We start from the raw sequence: 19,489 nt of genomic DNA, 5'->3' as shown, positions 1-19,489 counted from the left end.
TGGGGGTTTCGGTCAGGTCGTCTCGTTCACGACTGAAGTCAACTCCGCCGACAGGAGGTCGGCAACATTTGGCTACCGTCCGTGCAGGGCTCTCTTCTGTGCCCCGCCCGGACCCTCCTACTGGCCCCGGGTCGGCATCTCGAACCAGACCACCTTGCCGGTCGAAAGACGCGTCGCCCCCCACCGTCTGGCCAGCCGGTTCACGAGGAACAGGCCACGGCCGCCCTCGTCCGTGTCCCGGGCCCGGCGCTGCCGGGGCAGCTGCGGTGCATCATCGCCGACCTCGCAGCGCAGGATGTCGGTGCGCAGCAGCCGCAGCGTCACCGGCCGCTCCGCATAGCGCACCGCGTTGGTGACCACCTCGCTGACGAGCAGCTCCACCGAGTCGGAGAGATCGTCGAGCCCCCATCGGCTCAGCGCCCGGCGGGCCAGCCTGCGGGCCTTGCCCGGAGCGGTCTCCTCCGGTTCCAGGTGCCAGTACGCGACATCACTGGGCGCGATCCCGTCGAACCGGGCGGCCAGCAGTGCGATGTCGTCGTCCCGGTCGCCCGGGCCGAGCATGTCGAGCACGTCGTCGCAGAGGGCCTCCAGCGGAGGCGAGTGGTCCGGGCCGGTGAGCCGGGCTGTGGCGGCGAGCCGTTCCCGCAGCTGCTCGATCCCGGTCCAGACGTCCCGCAGCCGGGACTCCACCAGACCGTCGGTGTACAGCAGCAGTGTGGCGCCCGCGGGTGCGTCCAGCTCGACGGCCTCGAAGTCCACACCGCCGACGCCGATCGGGGCGCCGGGCGGCACCCGCAGCACCTCCGCGCGGCCGCCCAGATGGAGCAGGACGGGCGGCGGATGCCCGGCGTTGGCGATGGTGATGCGGTGCGCGACGGGGTCGTACACCGCGTACAGGCAGGTCGCCATGCGGTCGCTGCCGAGCCGCTGCGCCTGCTCGTCGAGGTGGTGCAGCACCTCCTGCGGCGGCAGGTCGAGCCCGGCGAGGGTCTGTGCGGTGGTGCGCAGCTGGCCCATGATCGCCGCGGAGGTCATGGAGTGGCCCATGACGTCGCCGACGACCAGGGCGACCCGGCTCCCGGGCAGTGGGATCGCGTCGTACCAGTCGCCGCCGACCCGGGCCGTCTCGGCGGCCGGGAGGTAGCGGGAGGCGAGCCGGACGCCGGTCGGCTGCGGCAGCGAGTCGGGCAGCATGGTGCGCTGCAGCTCGTCGGCGATGTACGCCTCGCGTCCGTACAGCACGGCCTTGTCGATGCCGAGCGCGGTGTGCGTCGCCAGCTGGGCCGCGACCAGCAGGTCGTTGGCCTCGAAGGGCGGCCGCTCGGTCCCGCGCAGGAAGACGGCGGCGCCGATCACCCGTCGCCGGCCGCGCAGCGGGGCGAGGATCGCACGGTGCCCGGTGGGCACGGCCCGGCCGGTGCCGAGCAGTTCGGGCAGCGCGGCACGGGCCGCCGCGGAGTCCCCGAAGACCGGCCGTACACCGCGCAGCACCTCGGCGAGCGCGCCGCCCGAGCGGACCTCGCACAGCTCGGCCGCCAGGGGCAGGTCGCCGTACGGATCGATGGCGGGCAGCCGCAGCCGTTCGATCTCCGACGAGGTCTCGGTCTCCTCCTCGTTTAAACGCAGCCGGTCGGAGCGGCGCAGCCGCAGCACGAACGGGGAGACCGGCCGCTCGTCGCCGACCGGGAGCGGGTCGCGGAGGTAGACCAGTATGGCGTCGGAGAACGTCGGCACGCTGGCCCGGCACAGGCCCAGCACGATCTCGTCCAGGTCTATGCCGCGGGCGATCCGGCGGGTGGCGGCCCCCACGAAACGCAGCCGGTCGCCCTCGCGACGGGCCGCGGCCTGTGGGTCGAGTCCTGCGGGGCCGGGGTTCGCCGCGGAAGCCGCCGGATTCGGTCCCGCGTCCGGCGCCGGGGCCGGGCCGGGGATCGCGGCGCCGACAGGGGAAGCAGCCGCCGCGGCGTCCTGCTGCCGCGGCCGGGTGCGTTCCTGCGACCGGGCGGCGAGAGGCTGCCGGCCTTCGTGGGAGGTGGGATGCTCCGTCACGCGTGGGGTTCCGTCCGTCCGGGCCGGTTGTATGAGGCAATCACCTCGTGGGGCGCTACTGTGCCCCGGCAAGAGCGGCGATAACAACGGCTGTCACCGGATGCCCCCGAACGAGGGGCCGAAACCGGATGCCCGCAGCGCGGTTCGGTGACAACGTTTCCAGCGACGGGGCGGGCGACAGCGAGCACGTCTCCACCCCCTCGTAGTGGTTCATGCGACTCATGCGACTGATGCGGCTCATACAGCTCATGCAGTACGTGGTGCTCGTGCGATGACTTGCGGTCAGGTCCGGTTCCGCGTACGCCGGTTGGAGCGGAGCGGCCCTCCGGAGGACGATCCTACGTTTGCCCCCCTGGGGTGCATCAAGGGTCTCACGACGGCATATGCGAGGGGGTACGGTCCCAGTCATCCGGGAGCGCGGGAACCCGCCAGCGCGGATCGGGCCGCCAGTCCTCCCAGCCGTCCCGGAACGGTGCGCCCCAGTCCCGGATCACCTCGACGGCCGCGCGGCCCGCTTCGCGCACCCGCTGCGCGGTCTGCGGGGCCATCAGACCGACCCGCTGCGCCTGGGCGAACTCGTCCTCGTCGCGCCAGACCCAGCTGCGGTCCGGGTAGACGGAGATGTCGAGAAAGTGATCCTCGGAGTCGATACCGCCCGCCCAGCGGGTGCGCGGTTCCTCCAGGTTCACGTACCAGCTGCGGAACTCCCAGCCGGGCTCCCAGAACAGCCAGACCGACCAGGGTTCACCGGGACGGGCGAGCTTCAGCACTCCGTTGCCCAGCCAGGTCGAGCGGGCGGTGGTGCGCGGGGCGGTGTAGCGGGTGGCGAGCGGCTCGTCGTGCACCTCGGTGCCGTTGGCCAGCACCGGCTTCACACACTGGGTGCCGGGCGCCACCCATACGGCGAGCAGCTCGTCGGTGTCCTGGACGACGGTGACGGGGCGACAGATGTGGACCGGGCCCGGGGCATGATCCGGCGCGGCGTCCCGCGGCAGCGGGCCGTTGCCGCGGTAGCGCCACAGGATCTGATCGCCCGGCGCCCAGTGCTCGATGTACTCCGTACCTGCCATGGGCAGATCTTAGAGATGCCGCAGCCCGGTTGCTGCGACGCATGTCACGGGCGGGTCATACGCAACACGTCCAGCGCCTCGTCGAGCTGCTCCACCGTGAGGTCGCCGCGCTCGACATATCCCGAGTCCAGCACCACCTCGCGGATCGTCCTGCGCTCGGCCAGGGACTTCTTGGCGACCTTCGCCGCCTCCTCGTAACCGATGTACTTGTTCAGCGGGGTGACGACGGACGGCGAGGACTCCGCGTACTCCCTGGCCCGCTCCACGTTCGCCGTGATCCCGTCGACGGTACGGTCCGCGAGCAGCCGGGAGACATTGGCCAGCAGCCGCACCGACTCCAGCAGATTCTTCGCCATGACCGGAAGCATCACATTCAGTTCGAAATTGCCCGCCGCGCCCGCGACGGCGACCGTCGCATCGTTCCCCATCACCTGGGCCGCGACCATCAGCACGGCCTCAGGAATGACCGGATTTACCTTCCCCGGCATGATCGACGAGCCCGGCTGGAGGTCGGGAAGGCTGATCTCGGCCAATCCGGTGCGGGGGCCCGAGGCCATCCAGCGCAGGTCGTTGGAGATCTTGGTGAGCGAGACGGCGACGGTACGGAGCTGGCCGGATGTCTCCACGAGCCCGTCCCGCGCGCCCTGCGCCTCGAAGTGGTCCCTGGCCTCGGTGAGCGGCAGCCCGGTGACGCGGGCGACCTCGGCGATGACGGCGGCGGAGAAGCCGGGCGGGGTGTTGATGCCGGTGCCGACGGCCGTGCCGCCCAGCGGCAGCTCGGCGAGGCGGGGGAGGGACGCGCGCAGCCGCTCGATGCCGTACCGGATCTGCGCCGCGTAGCCGCCGAACTCCTGGCCCAGAGTGACAGGCGTGGCGTCCATCAGATGGGTACGCCCCGACTTCACGACCGTCGCGAACTCGGCGGACTTGCGCTCCAGGGCGCCGGCCAGATGGTCCAGCGCCGGGATCAGCTCGCCGGTGACGGCCGCGGTCGCGGCGATGTGGATGGAGGACGGGAAGACGTCGTTGGACGACTGCGAGGCGTTGACGTGGTCGTTCGGGTGGACCTCGCGGCCCAGACGCTCGGTGGCGAGGGTGGCCACGACCTCGTTGGTGTTCATGTTGGACGAGGTGCCGGACCCGGTCTGGAAGACATCGATCGGGAAGTGGGCGTCCCAGCGCCCCCCGGCGACCTCCTCGGCGGCCTCCTGGATCGCCAGGGCGATCTCCGGGTCGAGCACCTTCAGCTCGGCGTTCACCTTGGCCGCGGCCGCCTTGATGCGGGCCAGGGCCTCGATGTGGGCCCGCTCCAGGCGCTGGCCGGAGATCGGGAAGTTCTCCACCGCGCGCTGCGTCTGGGCCCGCCACCTGGCGTCCGCGGGCACCCTCACCTCGCCCATCGAATCGTGCTCGATGCGGAAATCCGTACCGCCCGCGGGGGTCTGTGCGGGGGTCTGTGCGTCGTCCATGGGGTTCAACCTCCTGAAAAAGCTGAGCACTTGTCTTGTTCTGTGTATTCCCAAGTCGCCTACCGACCAGTAAATACCGGGGGTAACCACAACCCGGGGAGGCGCAATGAGGCGCACCAGGCACAGACTTCGCTGTACGGTCGCGGCCGTCGCGGCCATGGCGGCGGCACTGGGCGGCATGGCCGCCGCCGCAGGACCGGCGGGCGCGGCGGACCGGTCCGGTACCACCCCTACCGCATCCACCCCCCTGTCGCCCGAGCTGGAGGCCATCCGCGCCGCCGAAGCCACCCAGCTGTACGGCGACCCGGCCGAGCGCCCGCTCGCCGACCGCAAGACCGGGCTGATCTCGCTCGGTGACAGCGAGATCTCCGGCGAGGGCGTCGGCACGTACGAGTCGGGCACCGACGGCCCCGACAACTGGTGCCACCGCTCGCCCGACTCCGCCATCCACCGCACCGGGATCCCGGCCGACGTCACGTACAACGTCTCCTGCTCCGGCGCGTACACCGGCAACATCGTGATCGGCGGATCGAAGCAGTACGCCGACGAACTCGTGCAGAGCGACAACCTCGCCATCAAGGCCCGCAACACCCGCATCAAGATGATCGTGCTGGTCGCCGGCGCCAATGACGACCTCCAGTTCGGCCCGGTCATGACGGACTGTGTCGAGCGCTGGGTCCTCCTCCAGGGCGCGTGCCAGTCGAAGTACGAGGGCGGCTGGCAGGCGCGCGTCGACGGACTCGTCCCCAAGGTCGAGAAGACGGTGCGCGATCTGAAGACTGTCATGTCCGACGCCGGATACAACAACAGCGACTACAAGCTCGTGGTCATGGGCTACCCGAGCCCGATCGGCCCGGACTTCTACGACAACCCGAACTTCCCCGGCAAGCTTCCCGGTGGCTGCGCCGGATACGACTCCGACGCCGCCTGGGGACGTAACACCGCGGTCCCCGCCTTCGAGCGCGGCATGCGCAGGGCGGCCGCCGACACCGGAGCCGTCTACCTCGACAACTCCCGGCTCTTCCACGGCCACGAGGTCTGCAGCGAGGACACCTGGGCCCGCGGCCTCTACATCGACCTGTCGCACTTTCCGCCGGACTCCAACTCCGTCCGGCAGTCCTTCCACCCGAACGCGCGCGGCCACGCCGCCTTCGCCTCCTGCCTGACCCAGATCTACAACTCGGGTCTGCGCGAGGCGAGCTGCGCCGACCCGGCGAGCACCGGATCGCCCGTCCTGCAGGCCGCGGCGTGGGACGACGTCTTCAAGCCCCTGAAGAACGAGGCCACGGGCACCTGCGTGGACGTCCCCGCCTCGGTGACCCGCAACGACACCCGGATCACCGGCTGGGACTGCCACGGCGGCCGCAACCAGGGCTGGTGGTACGACTCCGGCACGAAGAGCATCCGTACGGAACTGAGCCACGACCGGTGCCTCGACGTGCCGGGCGCCGACTACAAGGCGGGCGCCGCGCTCATCGTGTGGAACTGCTCGGGCGCGGCCAACCAGCAGTTCGTCAAGCAGTCGGGCACCCTGCGCCCGGCGGCCTCGACCGGGCTGTGCCTGACGCTCGCGGCGGCCGAGGACCCGCTGAAGCTGCAGAGCTGCGACGGCAGCGCGAAGCAGCGGTTCGCGTAACTCCGTCCCGCGTTGAAGGGAGGGGCGGGACGGCCTCGGCCGTCCCGCCCCTCCGCCCCGGCCGATGTGTCAGCCGGCCGTCACGAACGAGCCCAGGACGGCCGCCAGATGACCGGGGTCGTCGGCCCCGCACAGCTCGCGCGCCGAGTGCATCGACAGCCCCGGCACCCCCACGTCGACCGTCGGGACACCCAGCCGGGCCGCGGTGAGCGGACCGATCGACGTGCCGCACGGCATCTCGTTGTTGGAGACGAACGGCTGCCACGGCGCACCCGCCCGCTCGCACGCCGCCGCGAACACCGCCATGCCGGTGCTGTCGGTGGCGTACCGCTGATTGACGTTGACCTTGACCGCGGGGCCGCCGTTGGGCAGCGGGTGGTGGCCCGGATCGTGCCGTTCCGCGTAGTTGGGGTGCACCGCGTGCGCCATGTCGGCGGAGATGCAGAAGGTGCCGGACAGGGCGCGGGCGAAGTCCTCGGAGCTGCCGCCGCGCGCGGTGACCGAACGGCCGAGGACCCGTTCCAGCAGGGGGCTCTGCGCGCCCGTCTCCGAACCGCTGCCGACCTCCTCGTGGTCGAAGGCCGCCAGGACGGGGATGCACGAGGGCTCGTCGTCCGCGGTGGCCGCACCCGTCAGGGCCGTGACGCCCGCATGCACCGACACCAGGTTGTCCAGCCGCGCGGACACCACGAACTCCCGGTCCGCGCCGAGATATCCGGGCGGCTGGATGTCATGGAGCATCAGATCCCAGCCGAGGACGTCATCCCGGTCCACTTCTGCGGCCGCCGCGACCCGGCGTAGCAGCGCGCCCTCCTCGGGCGCCCCCAGCGCCCACAGCGGGGCGAGATGGCGCTGCCGGTCGAGGGCGAGCCCCTCATTGACCGTACGGTCCAGATGGATGGCCAACTGGGGCACCCGCAGCAGCGGTTCGTCGATCTGGACGAGCCGGGACTCGACCCCGCCGCCGGGGCCGCGCAGCGCGAGCCGCCCCGAGATGCCCAGATCGCGGTCGAGCCAGGTGTTCAGCGGAACGCCGCCGTAGATCTCCACGGCGATCTGCCGCCAGCCCGCGGACCCGGTGTCGGGGGTGGGTTTGACCCGCAGATTCGGGGAGTCCGTATGTGTGCCGACGATCCGGAAAGGGGTGTGCGCGGGGGCGCCCTCGGGGACGTACCAGGCGATCAGGGCGCCGCCGCGGACGACGAAGCTGCCGCCGGTCGTGCCCGTCCAGTCGTCCGTGCCGCGCAGTTCACGGAAGCCGGCCTTCTCCAGGCGCTGGGCGGCGCTCGCCACCGCGTGGTACGGGGAAGGGCTGGCCCTGATGAAGGACAGCAGGTCGTCGGCGTGGCTGCGGTGGGGAAGCGGCGTCATACGGCGTCCGCCTTTCCGGTGTTCGTCGGTGAGGGTGAGGGGGTGAACCCGCGCCGAGCCGCTGGGCGCGGCGCGGTGCGGTGTCCGGGGCGTGGGGGTGGCGGCTGTTCTCTGGTTCCCGAGGGCGGTCTGCCGGTTTCCCAGGACTGTTTCCGGGGTCTCCGGGACTGTTTCCTGGTTCCCCAGGACTGCTTCCCGATGCCCCGGGTCGGCGGAGCACTTCAGGGACGTCCGACAACCCACCGCAGCGGCCCGGCACGGCGCAAGTCCGCGGCCCGGCCCGCTGCGTGAAAGCGGCGGTGCCGGACGGGAAGGACTGGCCGGACCGGCGCCCGGGTTCCAGGCGGCCGGGGGCGTACGGGGCCCGTGCCGGGGGCGTCCGGGAAGGCGCTGCGGAGGGCCTGGACGCGCGGCACCCCGTTTCCGGACACCGCCCGCGCCCGCCGGCCCCGTACGGGTGCGCCGCAAAATTGGCTGAATTCCGTCGTACGCGAGCCCTCACCGCACCTGCCCACCGCGATCCGTACCGGAACGGGGCGCGGGGATCCGATCCCGCCGCCGCGACCCCGCCACCATGATCAGGAACACCACGGCGATCACCATGGCCACCCCGTGCGACCAGGCGACGACGGCCGGCGGACTGTGGCTGTCGAGTGCCGCCGCGACCAGGATCATGCCGACGCCGAACCCGAGATTCTCCACGGTCGCGGAGAGCCCGAACGCATGACCGCGCAGACCGGCGGGGAGCGTCTGCAGATGCGAGGTGTACGAGACCTCGGTGAGCCCGTCGGCCGCTCCCGCGACCAGTGCGATCACGGCGGTCGCCGCCCACGGGAACCCGGCGAACGCCAGAATGAACGCCCCGGACATCAGACACGTGCCGTACCCGAACCCCGGTGCGCCCACCGACCGCCCGGTGCGCTTGATGTACCGCTGGATCACCCGCTGTGCGACGACGTTCCCCAGCGCCCACAGACACCAGAACGCGCTGACGAACACGGCGGGGTGCGAGGCGTCGAGCCCGGCGGAGTAGACCGGCAGCGCGGCGTTGTGGGAGGACGAACCGAAGGCGTCCGCACCCCTCAGCACCACCATCAGACCGAGACCGGGCGCGGCGGCCGACGCGAGGAACGCCCCCGGCATCCGCCGCCGTCCCGTCCCGGTCCCCCTCTTCCCCTCCTGCGTACGCCCGCCGGAATCCCCCTCCGATTCCGGCCGGGCACCCTTCCCCCTGCCCCCGCCCGCGATCGGCAGCAGAGCCACCGTCACCGCACAGACCACAAAGGTGGCCATGTCCACCACGAACGCGGCGGTGTAGCCGACCAGCGAGACCACCACACCCGCCGAGGCGAATCCGGCCACCATCGCCAGTGAACGCCCCGTGATGGAAAGAGAGTTGGCCCAGGACCGCCGTTCGTCGCCGACCATTTCGGGAATGGAACTGCGCAGCGACACCACGAAAAGCGTTCCGCAGGCGCCGACCACCGCGGAAACGGCCATCAGCGCGGCTGTCCGCATCCCCTCAGGCGCGAAGACCAGCAGCAGCATCACCGCCGCCTGCGCCACATTCGTCCACAGCATGAGGCTCTTGGCCGTGAATCGGGCGAGGAGACCACCGGAAGCCAGTCCGGCGAGAAATCCGGACCCCAGACGCACGGCCATGAACAGGCCCATCGCAAGCGCTCTGCCCGTCGTCTCGTAGACGAACAGACTGAGCGCCACCATATTCAGGAAGGTGCCGTACGAAGAGAGGGAATATCCGGCGACGAGGAATCGATAACGGCGCTCGCCGCGCGCCGGGCCGGCCGGATCGATGTCCGGTGCGGGGTTTGACCGGTCGTCCGCCTCTTCGATGTCGTGCGACGTCACCGGCCCATACTCACCGAGCGGCCGTGCTCGCCCATGGCCTCCGGATTGCACGAATGTAATCTGCATGGTTGTGAAGGACGATCATTCCGGCCCACGGGCGTGTGATTGCCGCGAATCGTCACCGGACCGCGCCTGCGACACGGCCCTCGCGGCCTATCGGCGCGCGCTCACGGAAGGAAGCCTTCCGGTGGGCGAGGTGCCCGGCTGCCTGAGCACCCTGCATCTGATGGTGCAGGACCGTGACTCACCGGGACGCCTGATCCCCGTACCGCCCGAGACCGCCTCGTTCGACGCACTCGGGCCCATCGAGGAGGCGATCGCCCGCGAGCGCCGCACGCTGCGCTCGGCCCGTGCCACGCTTGCCGTGTTCGAGGGCCTGTACGCCGATGTGCACCGGCTCGAACAGCCCGCCCTCACCCGGCTCTCCGGCGCGGCCGTGATCGGCAAGGCGCTCGACGCGGGCGTCGCCGGCTGCCGCGAGGAGGTCCGCACCGCCCACCCCGGCGGCGGCCGTCCCGCGCACACGCTTGAGGAGTCGCTGCCCCGGGACCTGCGCAATCTGCGGCGGGGCCTCCGGCAGCGGACGATCTACCAGCACACCGTCCGCTCGGACCGTACGACGCTCGCCTACATCGAGCGGGTGACCACCGAGGGCGCCGAGGTCGGAACGCTGGCCGAGGTCGTCGACCGGATCATCATCTTCGACCGGAACTTCGCGTTCGTCCCGTACTCCGACGAGAAGCACAGCGCCCTGCGCATCCAGCACCCGTCCCTGGTTCGCTTCCTGGTCCGTCACTTCGACGAAGCCTGGGCCCGCTCGGTCCCGGTCCGCCCGGAACGCGTACCGCTGCGCACCCCGGTCGTCACCTCCGACCTGCAACGGACCATCCTGCAGGCGGTTGTGGGCGGCGAGACGGACGAGTCGATCGCCCGCCGGCTCGGGATGAGCCGCCGCAGTGTCGCCGAGCACGTGCGGAGGGTCTCCGAGCAACTGGGCAGCAACAGCCGCGCCCAACTCGGCTATCTGGTCGCGACGTCGGGGCTGCTGGAGGGCTGAGAACGGGGGAGTGAGAACGGCCCGCGGGGGCGTTCCGGCCGATGGAATACGGCCGGAACGCCCCCGCGGGACCGTGTCTGCGGTACGCCTCAGCTCATCAGGCGAGACCCGGACCCCGCACCGGAATGCTGGTGAACGTCGGCGCCGGGGCGGGCTCGGTGAAGAAGTCGTTGCCCTTGTCGTCGACGACGATGAACGCGGGGAAGTCCTCGACCTCGATCTTCCAGACCGCTTCCATGCCGAGCTCCTCGTACTCGACGACCTCGACCTTCTTGATGCAGTCCTGCGCGAGGCGCGCCGCCGGTCCGCCGATCGAGCCGAGGTAGAAACCGCCGTGCGCGTCGCACGCGTCGGTGACCTGCTGGGACCGGTTGCCCTTGGCGAGCATCACCTTGGAGCCGCCCGCTGCCTGGAACTGCGCGACGTAACTGTCCATGCGGCCGGCCGTCGTCGGGCCGAAGGAGCCGGAGGCGTACCCCTCGGGCGTCTTCGCCGGGCCCGCGTAGTAGACCGGGTGGTCCTTCAGGTACTGCGGCATCTCCTCGCCCGCGTCCAGCCGCTCCTTGATCTTGGCGTGCGCGATGTCGCGGGCCACGACCAGCGGGCCGGTCAGCGAGAGCCGGGTCTTGACCGGGTACTTGGTCAGCTCGGCGAGGATCTGGTCCATCGGCCGGTTGAGGTCGATCTCGACGACGTCCCCGGCCTCGTCCAGGTGCTCGTCGGTGGTGTCCGGCAGGAAGCGGGCCGGGTCCTTCTCCAGCTGCTCCAGGAAGACGCCCTCGGCGGTGATCTTCGCGGTGGCCTGGCGGTCCGCCGAGCAGGACACGGCGATCGCGACGGGCAGCGAGGCGCCGTGGCGGGGGAGGCGGACGACACGCACGTCGTGGCAGAAGTACTTGCCGCCGAACTGGGCGCCGATGCCGATCTTCTGCGTCAGTTCGAAGACCTTCTCCTCCAGCTCCTTGTCACGGAAGCCGTGACCGGTGGGGGAGCCCTCGGCGGGCAGCTCGTCCAGGTAGTGCGCGGAGGCGTACTTCGCGGTCTTCAGCGCGAACTCGGCCGACGTACCGCCGACGACGATCGCCAGGTGGTACGGCGGGCAGGCGGCCGTACCCAGCGAACGGATCTTCTCCTCCAGGAACTTCATCATGGAGGCCTCGTTCAGCACGGCCTTCGTCTCCTGGAAGAGGAACGACTTGTTGGCCGAGCCGCCGCCCTTTGCCATGAAGAGGAATTTGTACGCGCCGCCGTCGGTGGCGTACAGCTCGATCTGCGCGGGCAGATTCGAGCCGGTGTTCTTCTCCTCCCACATGGTGAGCGGAGCCATCTGCGAATAGCGCAGGTTGAGCTTGGTGTACGCGTCGAAGATGCCGTACGACAGGGCCTCTTCGTCACCGCCTTCGGTGAGTACGTTCTGCCCGCGCTTGCCCATGACGATCGCGGTGCCGGTGTCCTGGCACATCGGCAGGACGCCCGCGGCGGCGATATTCGCGTTCTTCAGCAGGTCGAGTGCGACGAACTTGTCGTTGGACGACGCCTCGGGGTCGTCCACGATCCGCCGCAGCTGCGCCAGGTGGGCGGGGCGCAGGTAGTGCGAGATGTCGTGCATGGCCTCGGCGGCCAGGGTGCGCAGCGCCTCCGGGGTGACCTTGAGGAACGTACGACCGTCGGCCTCGAAGGTGGAGACACCCTCGGAGGTCACCAGACGATACGGCGTGGTGTCCTCTCCCAGGGGGAGCAGATCGGAGTACGCAAACTCTGGCATTACGGCCATTCCTCACTCGGCAGACAGCGGCTGACCTCCCTTGGGCAGCGCACCCACCAGGGTAGAACGCCGCGCGGACGCCGAAGCTGTGAGGTAAGGCTCAGTTCGGCATCCATGCGGGGCGGCATGAGGTGACACGGGGCGACACGGCGGAGGCGCGGTGGGGGCTAGTCGCGATCTATCGCGTTTGGGTACGCTGGGCCGGTGGACCTCGAAAAGCACCCCCAGCAGCCCGTAGCCCCGGCGGAGCCGGCCGGTATCCGTGCCTCCGACGCGGACCGCGACCGGATCGCGGACATCCTGCGCGAGGCCATGGCCGAGGGTCGGCTCACCGCCGAGGAACATGCCGAGCGGGTCGATGCGGTCTACCGCGCCAAGACCGTCGGCGAACTGGAGCCGCTGGTACGGGATCTGCCCGCCCCCCAGGGCGCCTCCGGCTCGGCCGCGGAGCCGGGCCCCTACGGCCACGAGAGCCCCACGGGCCCCGCCGAGAACCTGGTGGCGATCTTCAGCAGCTCCACCCGCAAGGGGCGTTGGCGGGTCGGCGGCCGTACGAACGCCTTTGCGCTCTTCGGCAGCGTGGATATCGATCTGACCGAGGCGCTTTTCGGTCAGAGACTCACGGTGATCAATGCAACCTCCATCTTCGGAAGTGTCGAGATCAAGGTCCCCGAGAACATCTCGCTGCGCGGCAGCGGCACGGGCGTCTTCGGCAGTTTCGAAGTCGCCACACTGGAATCCGCGGACCCCGAAGCGCCAGTGGTCGTCATCAACGGTTATTCGGTGTTCGGCAGCGTCGAGGCGAGGCCCAAGCGCGGGAAGTTCATTGCGGATCTCCAGGACCGGCTGCGCAAATACCTCGGCTAGGGACGGCGCGATCCGCCCGCCTCCGAACTCCTCCGAACTCCTCCGAGCTTCTCCGAACTCCTTCGAGAACAAGCCATATTCCTGACCGGCCGCAATTCCGCAGCCCGGAACCACGCGCCACTCAGTGCATAGGCGCGCGCACAGCGGGTAGGGAGTGCTGCATCGTCTCTCGCTCGCGAAGCCGTCGTCAGGAGTAGACCGTGCTGCAACTGCCGCATCAGCCCCTGCAGGTCGCCGCCGTCCCTCCCCAGCGCACCCCTGCGCGGGAGGACCAGGCCGGCCCCTGGCACTCGGAGGCGGTGTGCCGCCGGGACGAAGCCGGGCTGTTCTTCGCCCCGTCGAAGGAGCCGACTGCTGCCAGACTCGCGCGCGAGGAGTCCGCGAAGCGGGTCTGCGCGCGCTGCCCGGTGATGGTCGAATGCCAGGAACACGCCCTCATACAGCCGGAGCCGTACGGGGTGTGGGGCGGCCTCACCGCCGCCGAGCGCCGCGTGGTGCTCGCCCGTCGCAGACGGCGCGAGATGGAGCTCAAGGCATCCTCCGCATCCTCCGCCGCTACGGGCCGCATAGCCGCGGCGGGCTGACCCGTCGACGGCGCGGCCGGGGACCTGAGCCGGTGCCCCGCGTCCGTACACGCGAACCTGAACCGGCGCCGTTGCATCCGTACACGCGAAAAGGCGCCCCCACCGCACACGGGGGGCGCCTCTTCGCGTTCTGCTCCCCGAACCCCGGGGAGAGAACCTACTTCGCGCGGTCGAAGTCGATCGCGCTGTAGGCGCGCAGCTTCGACAGCCGGTGGGTCGAGTCGATCTTCCGGATGGTGCCGGACTTGGACCGCATGACGATCGACTCGGTGGTCGCCGTCTCCGCGCGGTACCGCACGCCGCGCATCAGCTCACCGTCCGTGATGCCGGTCGCGACGAAGAACACGTTGTCGCCGCTGACCAGGTCGTCGGTGGACAGCACCCGGTCCAGGTCGTGCCCGGCGTCCAGCGCGCGCTGCCGCTCGGCCTCGTCCTTCGGCCAGAGCTTGCCCTGGATGACACCGCCGAGGCACTTTATGGCGCAGGCCGAGATGATGCCCTCGGGGGTGCCGCCGATGCCCATCAGCAGGTCGACGCCGGTCCCTTCGCGGGCGGCCATGATCGAGCCCGCGACGTCGCCGTCGGAGATGAACTTGATCCGGGCGCCGGTCTCCCGGATCTCCTTGACGATGCCGTCGTGGCGGGGGCGGTCGAGGATGACGACGGTGACGTCCTCGGGGGCGGAGTTCTTCGCCTTCGCGACACGGCGGATGTTCACCGAGACGGGCGCATTGATGTCGACGAAATCGGCGGCCTCGGGGCCGGTGACCAGCTTGTCCATGTAGAAGACCGCGGACGGGTCGAACATGGTGCCGCGGTCGGCGGCGGCCAGCACGGCGATCGCGTTCGGCATGCCCTTGGCGTTCAGGGTCGTACCGTCGATCGGGTCGACGGCGATGTCGACCTCGGGGCCGGTGCCGTCACCGACGCGCTCGCCGTTGAACAGCATGGGGGCTTCGTCCTTCTCGCCCTCGCCGATGACGACGACGCCGTTCATCGAGACGGTGGAGACGAGGGTCCGCATGGCCTTCACGGCGGCGCCGTCGGCGCCGATCTTGTCGCCGCGGCCGACCCAGCGCCCTGCTGCCATGGCGGCGGCCTCGGTGACCCGGACCAACTCCAGGGCGAGGTTACGGTCGGGGGCCTCCGGGGAGACCTCTAGCTGAGACGGCAGATGATGCTCGGACATCGGAGCGCACCTTTCTGTACGGCGACGACCGGAAGAGGGTGCTCTGACTCTATCGTCAGGTCGATAAAATGAGCAGACCGGGTCACGTATGAGCGGGCTGCCCCCGGGTCGGGCCCGTCGGGCCTAATGCGACCATGGACCCGTGGCTAGCAAGCGAGGCAAGCAGACAGTGCGGGACATGTTCCTGTCGATGGCGGTGATCTCCGCTGCGGCAGGGGTCGTTTACATCTTCGTTCCGCACGACGAGAACGCCAACCCGGTCAAGACGGTCGACTACCGGGTGGAGCTCCTGACGGCGCGGCGCGCGGCACCGTACCCGGTGGCCGCCCCGGACGGACTGGCCAAGGAGTGGAAGCCGACCTCGGTCAGCTACGACCGCAAGGCGGGCGACAGCTGGCACCTGGGCTTCCTCGACCCGGAGGGCAAGTACGTCGCGGTGGAGCAGTCCACGTCCCCGTCGAAGAAGTACGTGACCGAGGTCAGCCGGGACGCCAGGGACACCGGGCGTACGCAGCAGGTCGCGGGCGAGACGTGGCAGCACTGGAAGGGCGAGAAGTACGACGCCCTCGTGCGCCAGGACAAGGGTGCGACCACGGTGGTCACGGGTTCCGCCTCGCCGGAGCGGCTGGCGGAGATGGCCGCCGCGCTCAAGTCGTCCTGATCGTCGTACGCGACATGCGCAGAAGGCCCTGGAGCAGCACATGGTGCTCCAGGGCCTTCTCCGTACGTGTGGCCGTACGCGTGGCGACGATCAGACGGTCTTGACGACCTCGTCGTAGGCGAGACGCGGCAGACGCGGGAACCAGGCGTCCTCGCCCGGCTTGCCGATGTTGACGACCATCAGCACCTTGTGGTCGCCGTCCAGGAACTCCTTCTCGATGCCCGCGGCGTCGTAGCCGGTCATCGGGCCCGCGGCCAGGCCGGCGGCGCGGACGCCGATGATGAAGTACGCGGCCTGCAGCGCACCGTTGAGCGAGGCGGACGACTCGCGGACCGGGCGCTCGGAGAAGAACGCGTCCTTGGCCTGCGGGAAGTGCGGCATCAGGGCCGGGAGCTCCTCGTGGAACTCGTTGTCGGCGACCAGGATGGCGACCAGCGGGGCGGTCGAGGTCTTCGGCTGGTTGCCCTCGGCCATGTGCTTGACGAGGCGCGCACGGGCGTCGTCGGAGCGGACCAGGACGACGCGCAGCGGCGACTGGTTGAACGCGGTGGGGCCGTACTTGACCAGGTCGTAGATCGCCTGGACCTGCTCCTCGGTCACCGGCTCGTCGGTGAAGGTGTTGGCGGTACGGGCCTCACGGAAGAGGAGGTCCTGGGCGGCGGGGTCAAGAACGAGGGACATCTTGCGTTTTACCTTCCGGACGTACACGGGGATCAAGCAACGCCGACCACGGTACGGGAGAGAAAGGTTAACTTTCAACTAAAACCGGAACGGAGTGATCTGTTCCACAGCGTGGGCCTCTTGCGCCAGTCGCCGGCAGGGGCCGGGGAAGCCGGGGAAGTCTCAGCCGTTGTCGGCGGCTGTTGCGCCGCCGCCGTTCTCCTGGGGGTCGGCCGGGCCCGCCAGGGCCGCGTCCAGCCGTGCGCGCGCGCCTTCCAGCCAGTGCCGGCACACCTTCGCCAGCTCCTCGCCCCGCTCCCACAGCGCGAGGGACTCCTCCAGTGTCGTACCGCCCGCCTCCAGGCGCCGCACCACCTCGATCAGCTCGTCACGGGCCTGCTCGTATCCGAGCGTGCCCGCGGCGCCAGCCGTCGTAGTCCCGTCGTCCGTCATGCGCTCCACCCTACGTTCCGGCCCATCAGGAGCCTCCGACCTCGCACCGAACCTTCGCTCGCTTGCTCACTCACCCGCTTGCTCACTCGCTCACCCGCACCGCGAACTCGCCCCCCGAAACCCGCGCCCGAAGCACATCGCCCGGCGCCCCCGCGTCCGCGGGAGCCCGCACCACATGGCCGTCCGACCGCTGCAGCACCGCATATCCGCGCTCCAGCGTCGCCGCGGGCGACAACGCGACGACCCGCGCCCGGGTATGGGCGAGCTCCGAGTCCGCCCGGTCCAGCAGATGCCCCAGCACCCTCCGGCCCCGGCCGATCAGCGCATCGATCTCCGACGCCCGCTCGTCCACCATCCGCTGGGGATGCTCCATCGCGGGCCGGCCCAGCGCATGAGCCAGCCCCCGCTCCTCCCGGTCCAGCAGCCCCCGTACCGTCCGCAGCGCACGGTCCCGCAGCTGCTGCACCCGGTCCAGCTCCTCGCCCACATCGGGCACGATCTTCTTCGCCGCGTCCGTCGGCGTGGAGGCGCGCAGATCCGCGACCAGGTCGAGCAGCGGGGAGTCCGGCTCGTGACCGATCGCCGACACCACCGGCGTACGGCACGCGGCGACCGTACGGATCAGCTGCTCGTCCGAGAACGGCAGCAGATCCTCCACGCTGCCGCCGCCCCGCGCCACCACGATCACGTCGACGTCCGGGAGGTCGTCCAGCTCCTTCACGGCCTGGACGACCTGATTCACCGCGTGCACCCCCTGCACCGCCGTGTTGCGCACCTCGAACCGCACCGCGGGCCAGCGCCGCCGAGCGTTCTCCAGGACGTCGCGCTCGGCCGCCGAGGCCCGGCCGCAGACCAGTCCGATCAGCTGCGGCAGGAACGGCAGCGGCTTCTTCCGGTCGAGCGCGAAGAGCCCCTCCGAGGCCAGCGACTTCTTCAGCTGCTCAAGGCGGACCAGCAGCTCACCGATGCCGACCGGCCGTATCTCCGTGGCCCGCAGGGACAGCTGGCCGCGCGGCGCGTACCACTCGGGCTTGGCGAGGACGACGACCCGTGCCCCCTCCGTCACGACATCCGCGATCCGGTCGAAGACCTGGCGGAAGCACGTCACGCTCACCGAGATGTCCTGCGACGGGTCGCGCAGCGTCAGAAACACCACGCCGGCGCCCGGCCGCCGCGACAGCTGGGTGATCTGCCCCTCGACCCAGACGGCGCCGAGCCGGTCGATCCACCCGCCGATGAGCCGCGACACATCACCGACGGGCAGCGGAGCTTCCGCGGACGTTTGGAGAGCCATGCGAGCGAGCGTATCCGCCCCCACCGACAATCAGCCGCCCACGACAACAGCCGCTCCGACGCGCCCCCGGCTCAGGCTGTGCGCCGCCCCCACTGCAACGCGAGCACCACCAGCCCCACCCCCAGCCAGCACACCCCCACCACCTGAGCGCTCGCCGTCGCCGCCACGATCACCGCGATCAGCACCCCCGCACCCACCACCGGCACCAGCACATGCCGCCACCAGCTGGGCGGCCCTTCCATCCGGCGTACGGCGAACCAGCCGACCACCGACGCGTGCAGCAGCACGAACGCCGTCAGCGCGCCGATGTCGACGACGGACACCAGATGGTCGAGGCCGTCGGCGCGCCGGGCCGCCCACACCGCCGCGATCAGCGTCACTGTCGCGGCGAGCAGGATCGCGACCCGCGGCACCCCGGACCGCGGGTCGACCTCGGCCAGCCGCGAGGGCAGCCGCCGCTCCCTGGCCATCGCGAACAGCAGCCGCCCCGCGGCGGCCTGCCCGGCCAGCGCCGCGAAGGCCGCCCCGATCGCCTTGCTGACCGCCACCAGATCGTGCAGCCAGGTCCCGACCGCGGAGTCCACCGTGTCGTAGAACGCCGATCCCTGCGCGGCCGGATCGGCGGCCAGCTCCGCCGACGTCATCGGCTCCAGCAGCGCCGCCAGATACCCCTGCGCCACGAACAGCACACCCGCGAGCACCAGACAGAACAACACCGCCCGCGCCACCTTCGACGAGCCCCCCGTCACCTCCTCCGCGAACGAGGCGATGGCGTCGAAGCCCAGATACGACAGCACGGCCACCGACACCGCACCCAGCACCGCCGACGCGGAGAAGCCGGAATCCCCGGTGAGCGGGGTCAGCCAGCCGCGCTGCGCCCCGTCCTGTACAAGAACCACCACCGCCGACACCAGGAACACCAGCAGCACCACGATCTCCATCGCCAGCACCGCGAAGCCGACCCGGGCGGCGGCCCGTACACCCCAGAGATTGAGCAGCGTGGTGATGACCACCGCGAGCGCCGTCCACACCCACCGCGACACCGACGGCACGAGCGAATTCATCGCGATCCCGGAGAAGAGATAGGCGACCGCGGGGATCAGTAGATAGTCGAGCATCGCCATCCACCCGGCGATGAACCCCGGCCCTTCCCCGAGCCCCTTGCGGGCGTACGCGAAGACCGAGCCGGCCAGCGGGGCGACCCGCACCATCTGGGCGTAACTGAAGGCCGTGAACGCCATCACGACGGTCGCCGCGACATAGACCAGCGCGACCGCACCGCCCGATTTCGCGTCGAGTGTGCCGAATACGCCGACGGGCGCCATCGGAGCGATGAAGAGGAGCCCGTAGACCACCAGATCCCGGAAGCCGAGCGTCCGCCGCAGCCTGCCTTCCTCCTGGTGCGCCCCCTCCGCCTCCGTAACCCCGCCGCCGCTGCCGCTGCCGGTCCCCGACATGAGCCCTCCGTCGATCGCGTACGCATCAGTCTCGCGAC

Annotated in this window: 16 protein-coding genes; 5 read left to right on the top strand and 11 right to left on the bottom strand. The window is 70.5% G+C overall.

All coding sequences use genetic code 11. The features are described from left to right. Positions 1 to 117: 117 nt before the first annotated feature. The 3 genes from ACGFU7_RS26635 to ACGFU7_RS26625 form a co-directional block, all read right to left on the bottom strand. The gene (locus tag ACGFU7_RS26635) at positions 118 to 2,049 is read right to left on the bottom strand and encodes a SpoIIE family protein phosphatase (RefSeq protein ID WP_393698842.1); all 1,932 of its coding nucleotides are present in this window, start codon (positions 2,047 to 2,049) and stop codon (positions 118 to 120) included. A 371-nt stretch (positions 2,050 to 2,420) separates the two neighbouring features. Next, a complete protein-coding gene (locus tag ACGFU7_RS26630) occupies positions 2,421 to 3,119 on the bottom strand; it encodes a DUF402 domain-containing protein (protein ID WP_393698840.1) in 699 nt (232 codons plus the stop codon). A 44-nt stretch (positions 3,120 to 3,163) separates the two neighbouring features. Further along, positions 3,164 to 4,588, bottom strand: coding sequence for a class II fumarate hydratase (locus tag ACGFU7_RS26625; RefSeq protein ID WP_393698839.1), 1,425 nt, complete (start codon positions 4,586 to 4,588; stop codon positions 3,164 to 3,166). Positions 4,589 to 4,694: 106 nt separating this feature from the next. On the opposite strand from ACGFU7_RS26625, the gene ACGFU7_RS26620 reads away from it, so the two are divergent. Beyond that, positions 4,695 to 6,224 carry a ricin-type beta-trefoil lectin domain protein gene (locus ACGFU7_RS26620; RefSeq protein ID WP_393698837.1) on the top strand — a complete coding sequence of 510 codons (1,530 nt, stop codon included), beginning with the start codon at positions 4,695 to 4,697 and terminating at the stop codon, positions 6,222 to 6,224. A gap of 69 nt (positions 6,225 to 6,293) precedes the next feature. Here the strand turns inward: ACGFU7_RS26620 and ACGFU7_RS26615 are convergent, their stop codons facing one another. Together ACGFU7_RS26615 and ACGFU7_RS26610 are read right to left on the bottom strand one after the other, a co-directional pair. After that, positions 6,294 to 7,595, bottom strand: coding sequence for a M18 family aminopeptidase (locus ACGFU7_RS26615; protein WP_393698835.1), 1,302 nt, complete (start codon positions 7,593 to 7,595; stop codon positions 6,294 to 6,296). A 498-nt stretch (positions 7,596 to 8,093) separates the two neighbouring features. Continuing rightward, a complete protein-coding gene (locus ACGFU7_RS26610; RefSeq protein WP_393698931.1) occupies positions 8,094 to 9,410 on the bottom strand; it encodes an MFS transporter in 1,317 nt (438 codons plus the stop codon). A gap of 124 nt (positions 9,411 to 9,534) precedes the next feature. On the opposite strand from ACGFU7_RS26610, the gene ACGFU7_RS26605 reads away from it, so the two are divergent. Next, positions 9,535 to 10,521: a LuxR C-terminal-related transcriptional regulator gene (locus ACGFU7_RS26605; protein ID WP_393698833.1), complete on the top strand. Its 987-nt coding sequence runs from the start codon at positions 9,535 to 9,537 to the stop codon at positions 10,519 to 10,521. Between the two features lie 97 nt (positions 10,522 to 10,618). On the opposite strand, the gene ACGFU7_RS26600 is transcribed toward ACGFU7_RS26605, so the two are convergent. Further along, positions 10,619 to 12,295 carry a fumarate hydratase gene (locus tag ACGFU7_RS26600; protein ID WP_393698831.1) on the bottom strand — a complete coding sequence of 559 codons (1,677 nt, stop codon included), beginning with the start codon at positions 12,293 to 12,295 and terminating at the stop codon, positions 10,619 to 10,621. Positions 12,296 to 12,490: 195 nt separating this feature from the next. On the opposite strand from ACGFU7_RS26600, the gene ACGFU7_RS26595 reads away from it, so the two are divergent. Together ACGFU7_RS26595 and ACGFU7_RS26590 are read left to right on the top strand one after the other, a co-directional pair. Continuing rightward, positions 12,491 to 13,153, top strand: coding sequence for a DUF1707 domain-containing protein (locus ACGFU7_RS26595; protein ID WP_393698830.1), 663 nt, complete (start codon positions 12,491 to 12,493; stop codon positions 13,151 to 13,153). A 200-nt stretch (positions 13,154 to 13,353) separates the two neighbouring features. Then, complete coding sequence (locus ACGFU7_RS26590; RefSeq protein WP_383974803.1) at positions 13,354 to 13,737, top strand: WhiB family transcriptional regulator; 384 nt, start codon at positions 13,354 to 13,356, stop codon at positions 13,735 to 13,737. Between the two features lie 157 nt (positions 13,738 to 13,894). Here ACGFU7_RS26590 and glpX read toward each other — a convergent pair whose 3' ends face one another. After that, positions 13,895 to 14,926 (bottom strand): class II fructose-bisphosphatase, encoded by a 1,032-nt coding sequence (gene glpX, locus ACGFU7_RS26585; RefSeq protein WP_393698828.1) that lies wholly within the window; start codon positions 14,924 to 14,926, stop codon positions 13,895 to 13,897. A gap of 142 nt (positions 14,927 to 15,068) precedes the next feature. On the opposite strand from glpX, the gene ACGFU7_RS26580 reads away from it, so the two are divergent. After that, positions 15,069 to 15,587, top strand: coding sequence for a DUF4245 domain-containing protein (locus tag ACGFU7_RS26580; protein ID WP_393698826.1), 519 nt, complete (start codon positions 15,069 to 15,071; stop codon positions 15,585 to 15,587). A gap of 90 nt (positions 15,588 to 15,677) precedes the next feature. On the opposite strand, the gene ACGFU7_RS26575 is transcribed toward ACGFU7_RS26580, so the two are convergent. The 4 genes from ACGFU7_RS26575 to ACGFU7_RS26560 all read right to left on the bottom strand — a co-directional run bounded on the left by ACGFU7_RS26575 (position 15,678) and on the right by ACGFU7_RS26560 (position 19,451). Continuing rightward, positions 15,678 to 16,268 carry a malonic semialdehyde reductase gene (locus tag ACGFU7_RS26575; RefSeq protein WP_393698824.1) on the bottom strand — a complete coding sequence of 197 codons (591 nt, stop codon included), beginning with the start codon at positions 16,266 to 16,268 and terminating at the stop codon, positions 15,678 to 15,680. A gap of 162 nt (positions 16,269 to 16,430) precedes the next feature. Continuing rightward, positions 16,431 to 16,700, bottom strand: coding sequence for an exodeoxyribonuclease VII small subunit (locus tag ACGFU7_RS26570; RefSeq protein WP_393698822.1), 270 nt, complete (start codon positions 16,698 to 16,700; stop codon positions 16,431 to 16,433). Positions 16,701 to 16,782: 82 nt separating this feature from the next. Continuing rightward, positions 16,783 to 17,994, bottom strand: a complete 1,212-nt coding sequence (gene xseA, locus ACGFU7_RS26565) for an exodeoxyribonuclease VII large subunit (RefSeq protein ID WP_393698820.1) — start codon at positions 17,992 to 17,994, stop codon at positions 16,783 to 16,785. Between the two features lie 71 nt (positions 17,995 to 18,065). After that, positions 18,066 to 19,451, bottom strand: coding sequence for an APC family permease (locus tag ACGFU7_RS26560; RefSeq protein WP_393698818.1), 1,386 nt, complete (start codon positions 19,449 to 19,451; stop codon positions 18,066 to 18,068). Between the last annotated feature and the right edge of the window lie 38 nt (positions 19,452 to 19,489).

The sequence above is a fragment of the Streptomyces sp. NPDC048473 genome, from assembly GCF_043200155.1.
Taxonomy (GTDB): domain Bacteria; phylum Actinomycetota; class Actinomycetes; order Streptomycetales; family Streptomycetaceae; genus Streptomyces.
This window is presented reverse-complemented; position numbering and strand designations above follow the sequence as displayed.

Coding starts and splice junctions, on each gene's coding strand:
- ACGFU7_RS26570 (WP_393698822.1), bottom strand. CDS start 16,700: ATGACGGACGACGGGACTACGACGGCTGGCGCCGCGGGCACGCTCGGA.
- ACGFU7_RS26615 (WP_393698835.1), bottom strand. CDS start 7,595: ATGACGCCGCTTCCCCACCGCAGCCACGCCGACGACCTGCTGTCCTTC.
- glpX (WP_393698828.1), bottom strand. CDS start 14,926: ATGTCCGAGCATCATCTGCCGTCTCAGCTAGAGGTCTCCCCGGAGGCC.
- ACGFU7_RS26600 (WP_393698831.1), bottom strand. CDS start 12,295: ATGGCCGTAATGCCAGAGTTTGCGTACTCCGATCTGCTCCCCCTGGGA.
- xseA (WP_393698820.1), bottom strand. CDS start 17,994: ATGGCTCTCCAAACGTCCGCGGAAGCTCCGCTGCCCGTCGGTGATGTG.
- ACGFU7_RS26575 (WP_393698824.1), bottom strand. CDS start 16,268: ATGTCCCTCGTTCTTGACCCCGCCGCCCAGGACCTCCTCTTCCGTGAG.
- ACGFU7_RS26630 (WP_393698840.1), bottom strand. CDS start 3,119: ATGGCAGGTACGGAGTACATCGAGCACTGGGCGCCGGGCGATCAGATC.
- ACGFU7_RS26620 (WP_393698837.1), top strand. CDS start 4,695: ATGAGGCGCACCAGGCACAGACTTCGCTGTACGGTCGCGGCCGTCGCG.
- ACGFU7_RS26560 (WP_393698818.1), bottom strand. CDS start 19,451: ATGTCGGGGACCGGCAGCGGCAGCGGCGGCGGGGTTACGGAGGCGGAG.
- ACGFU7_RS26625 (WP_393698839.1), bottom strand. CDS start 4,588: ATGGACGACGCACAGACCCCCGCACAGACCCCCGCGGGCGGTACGGAT.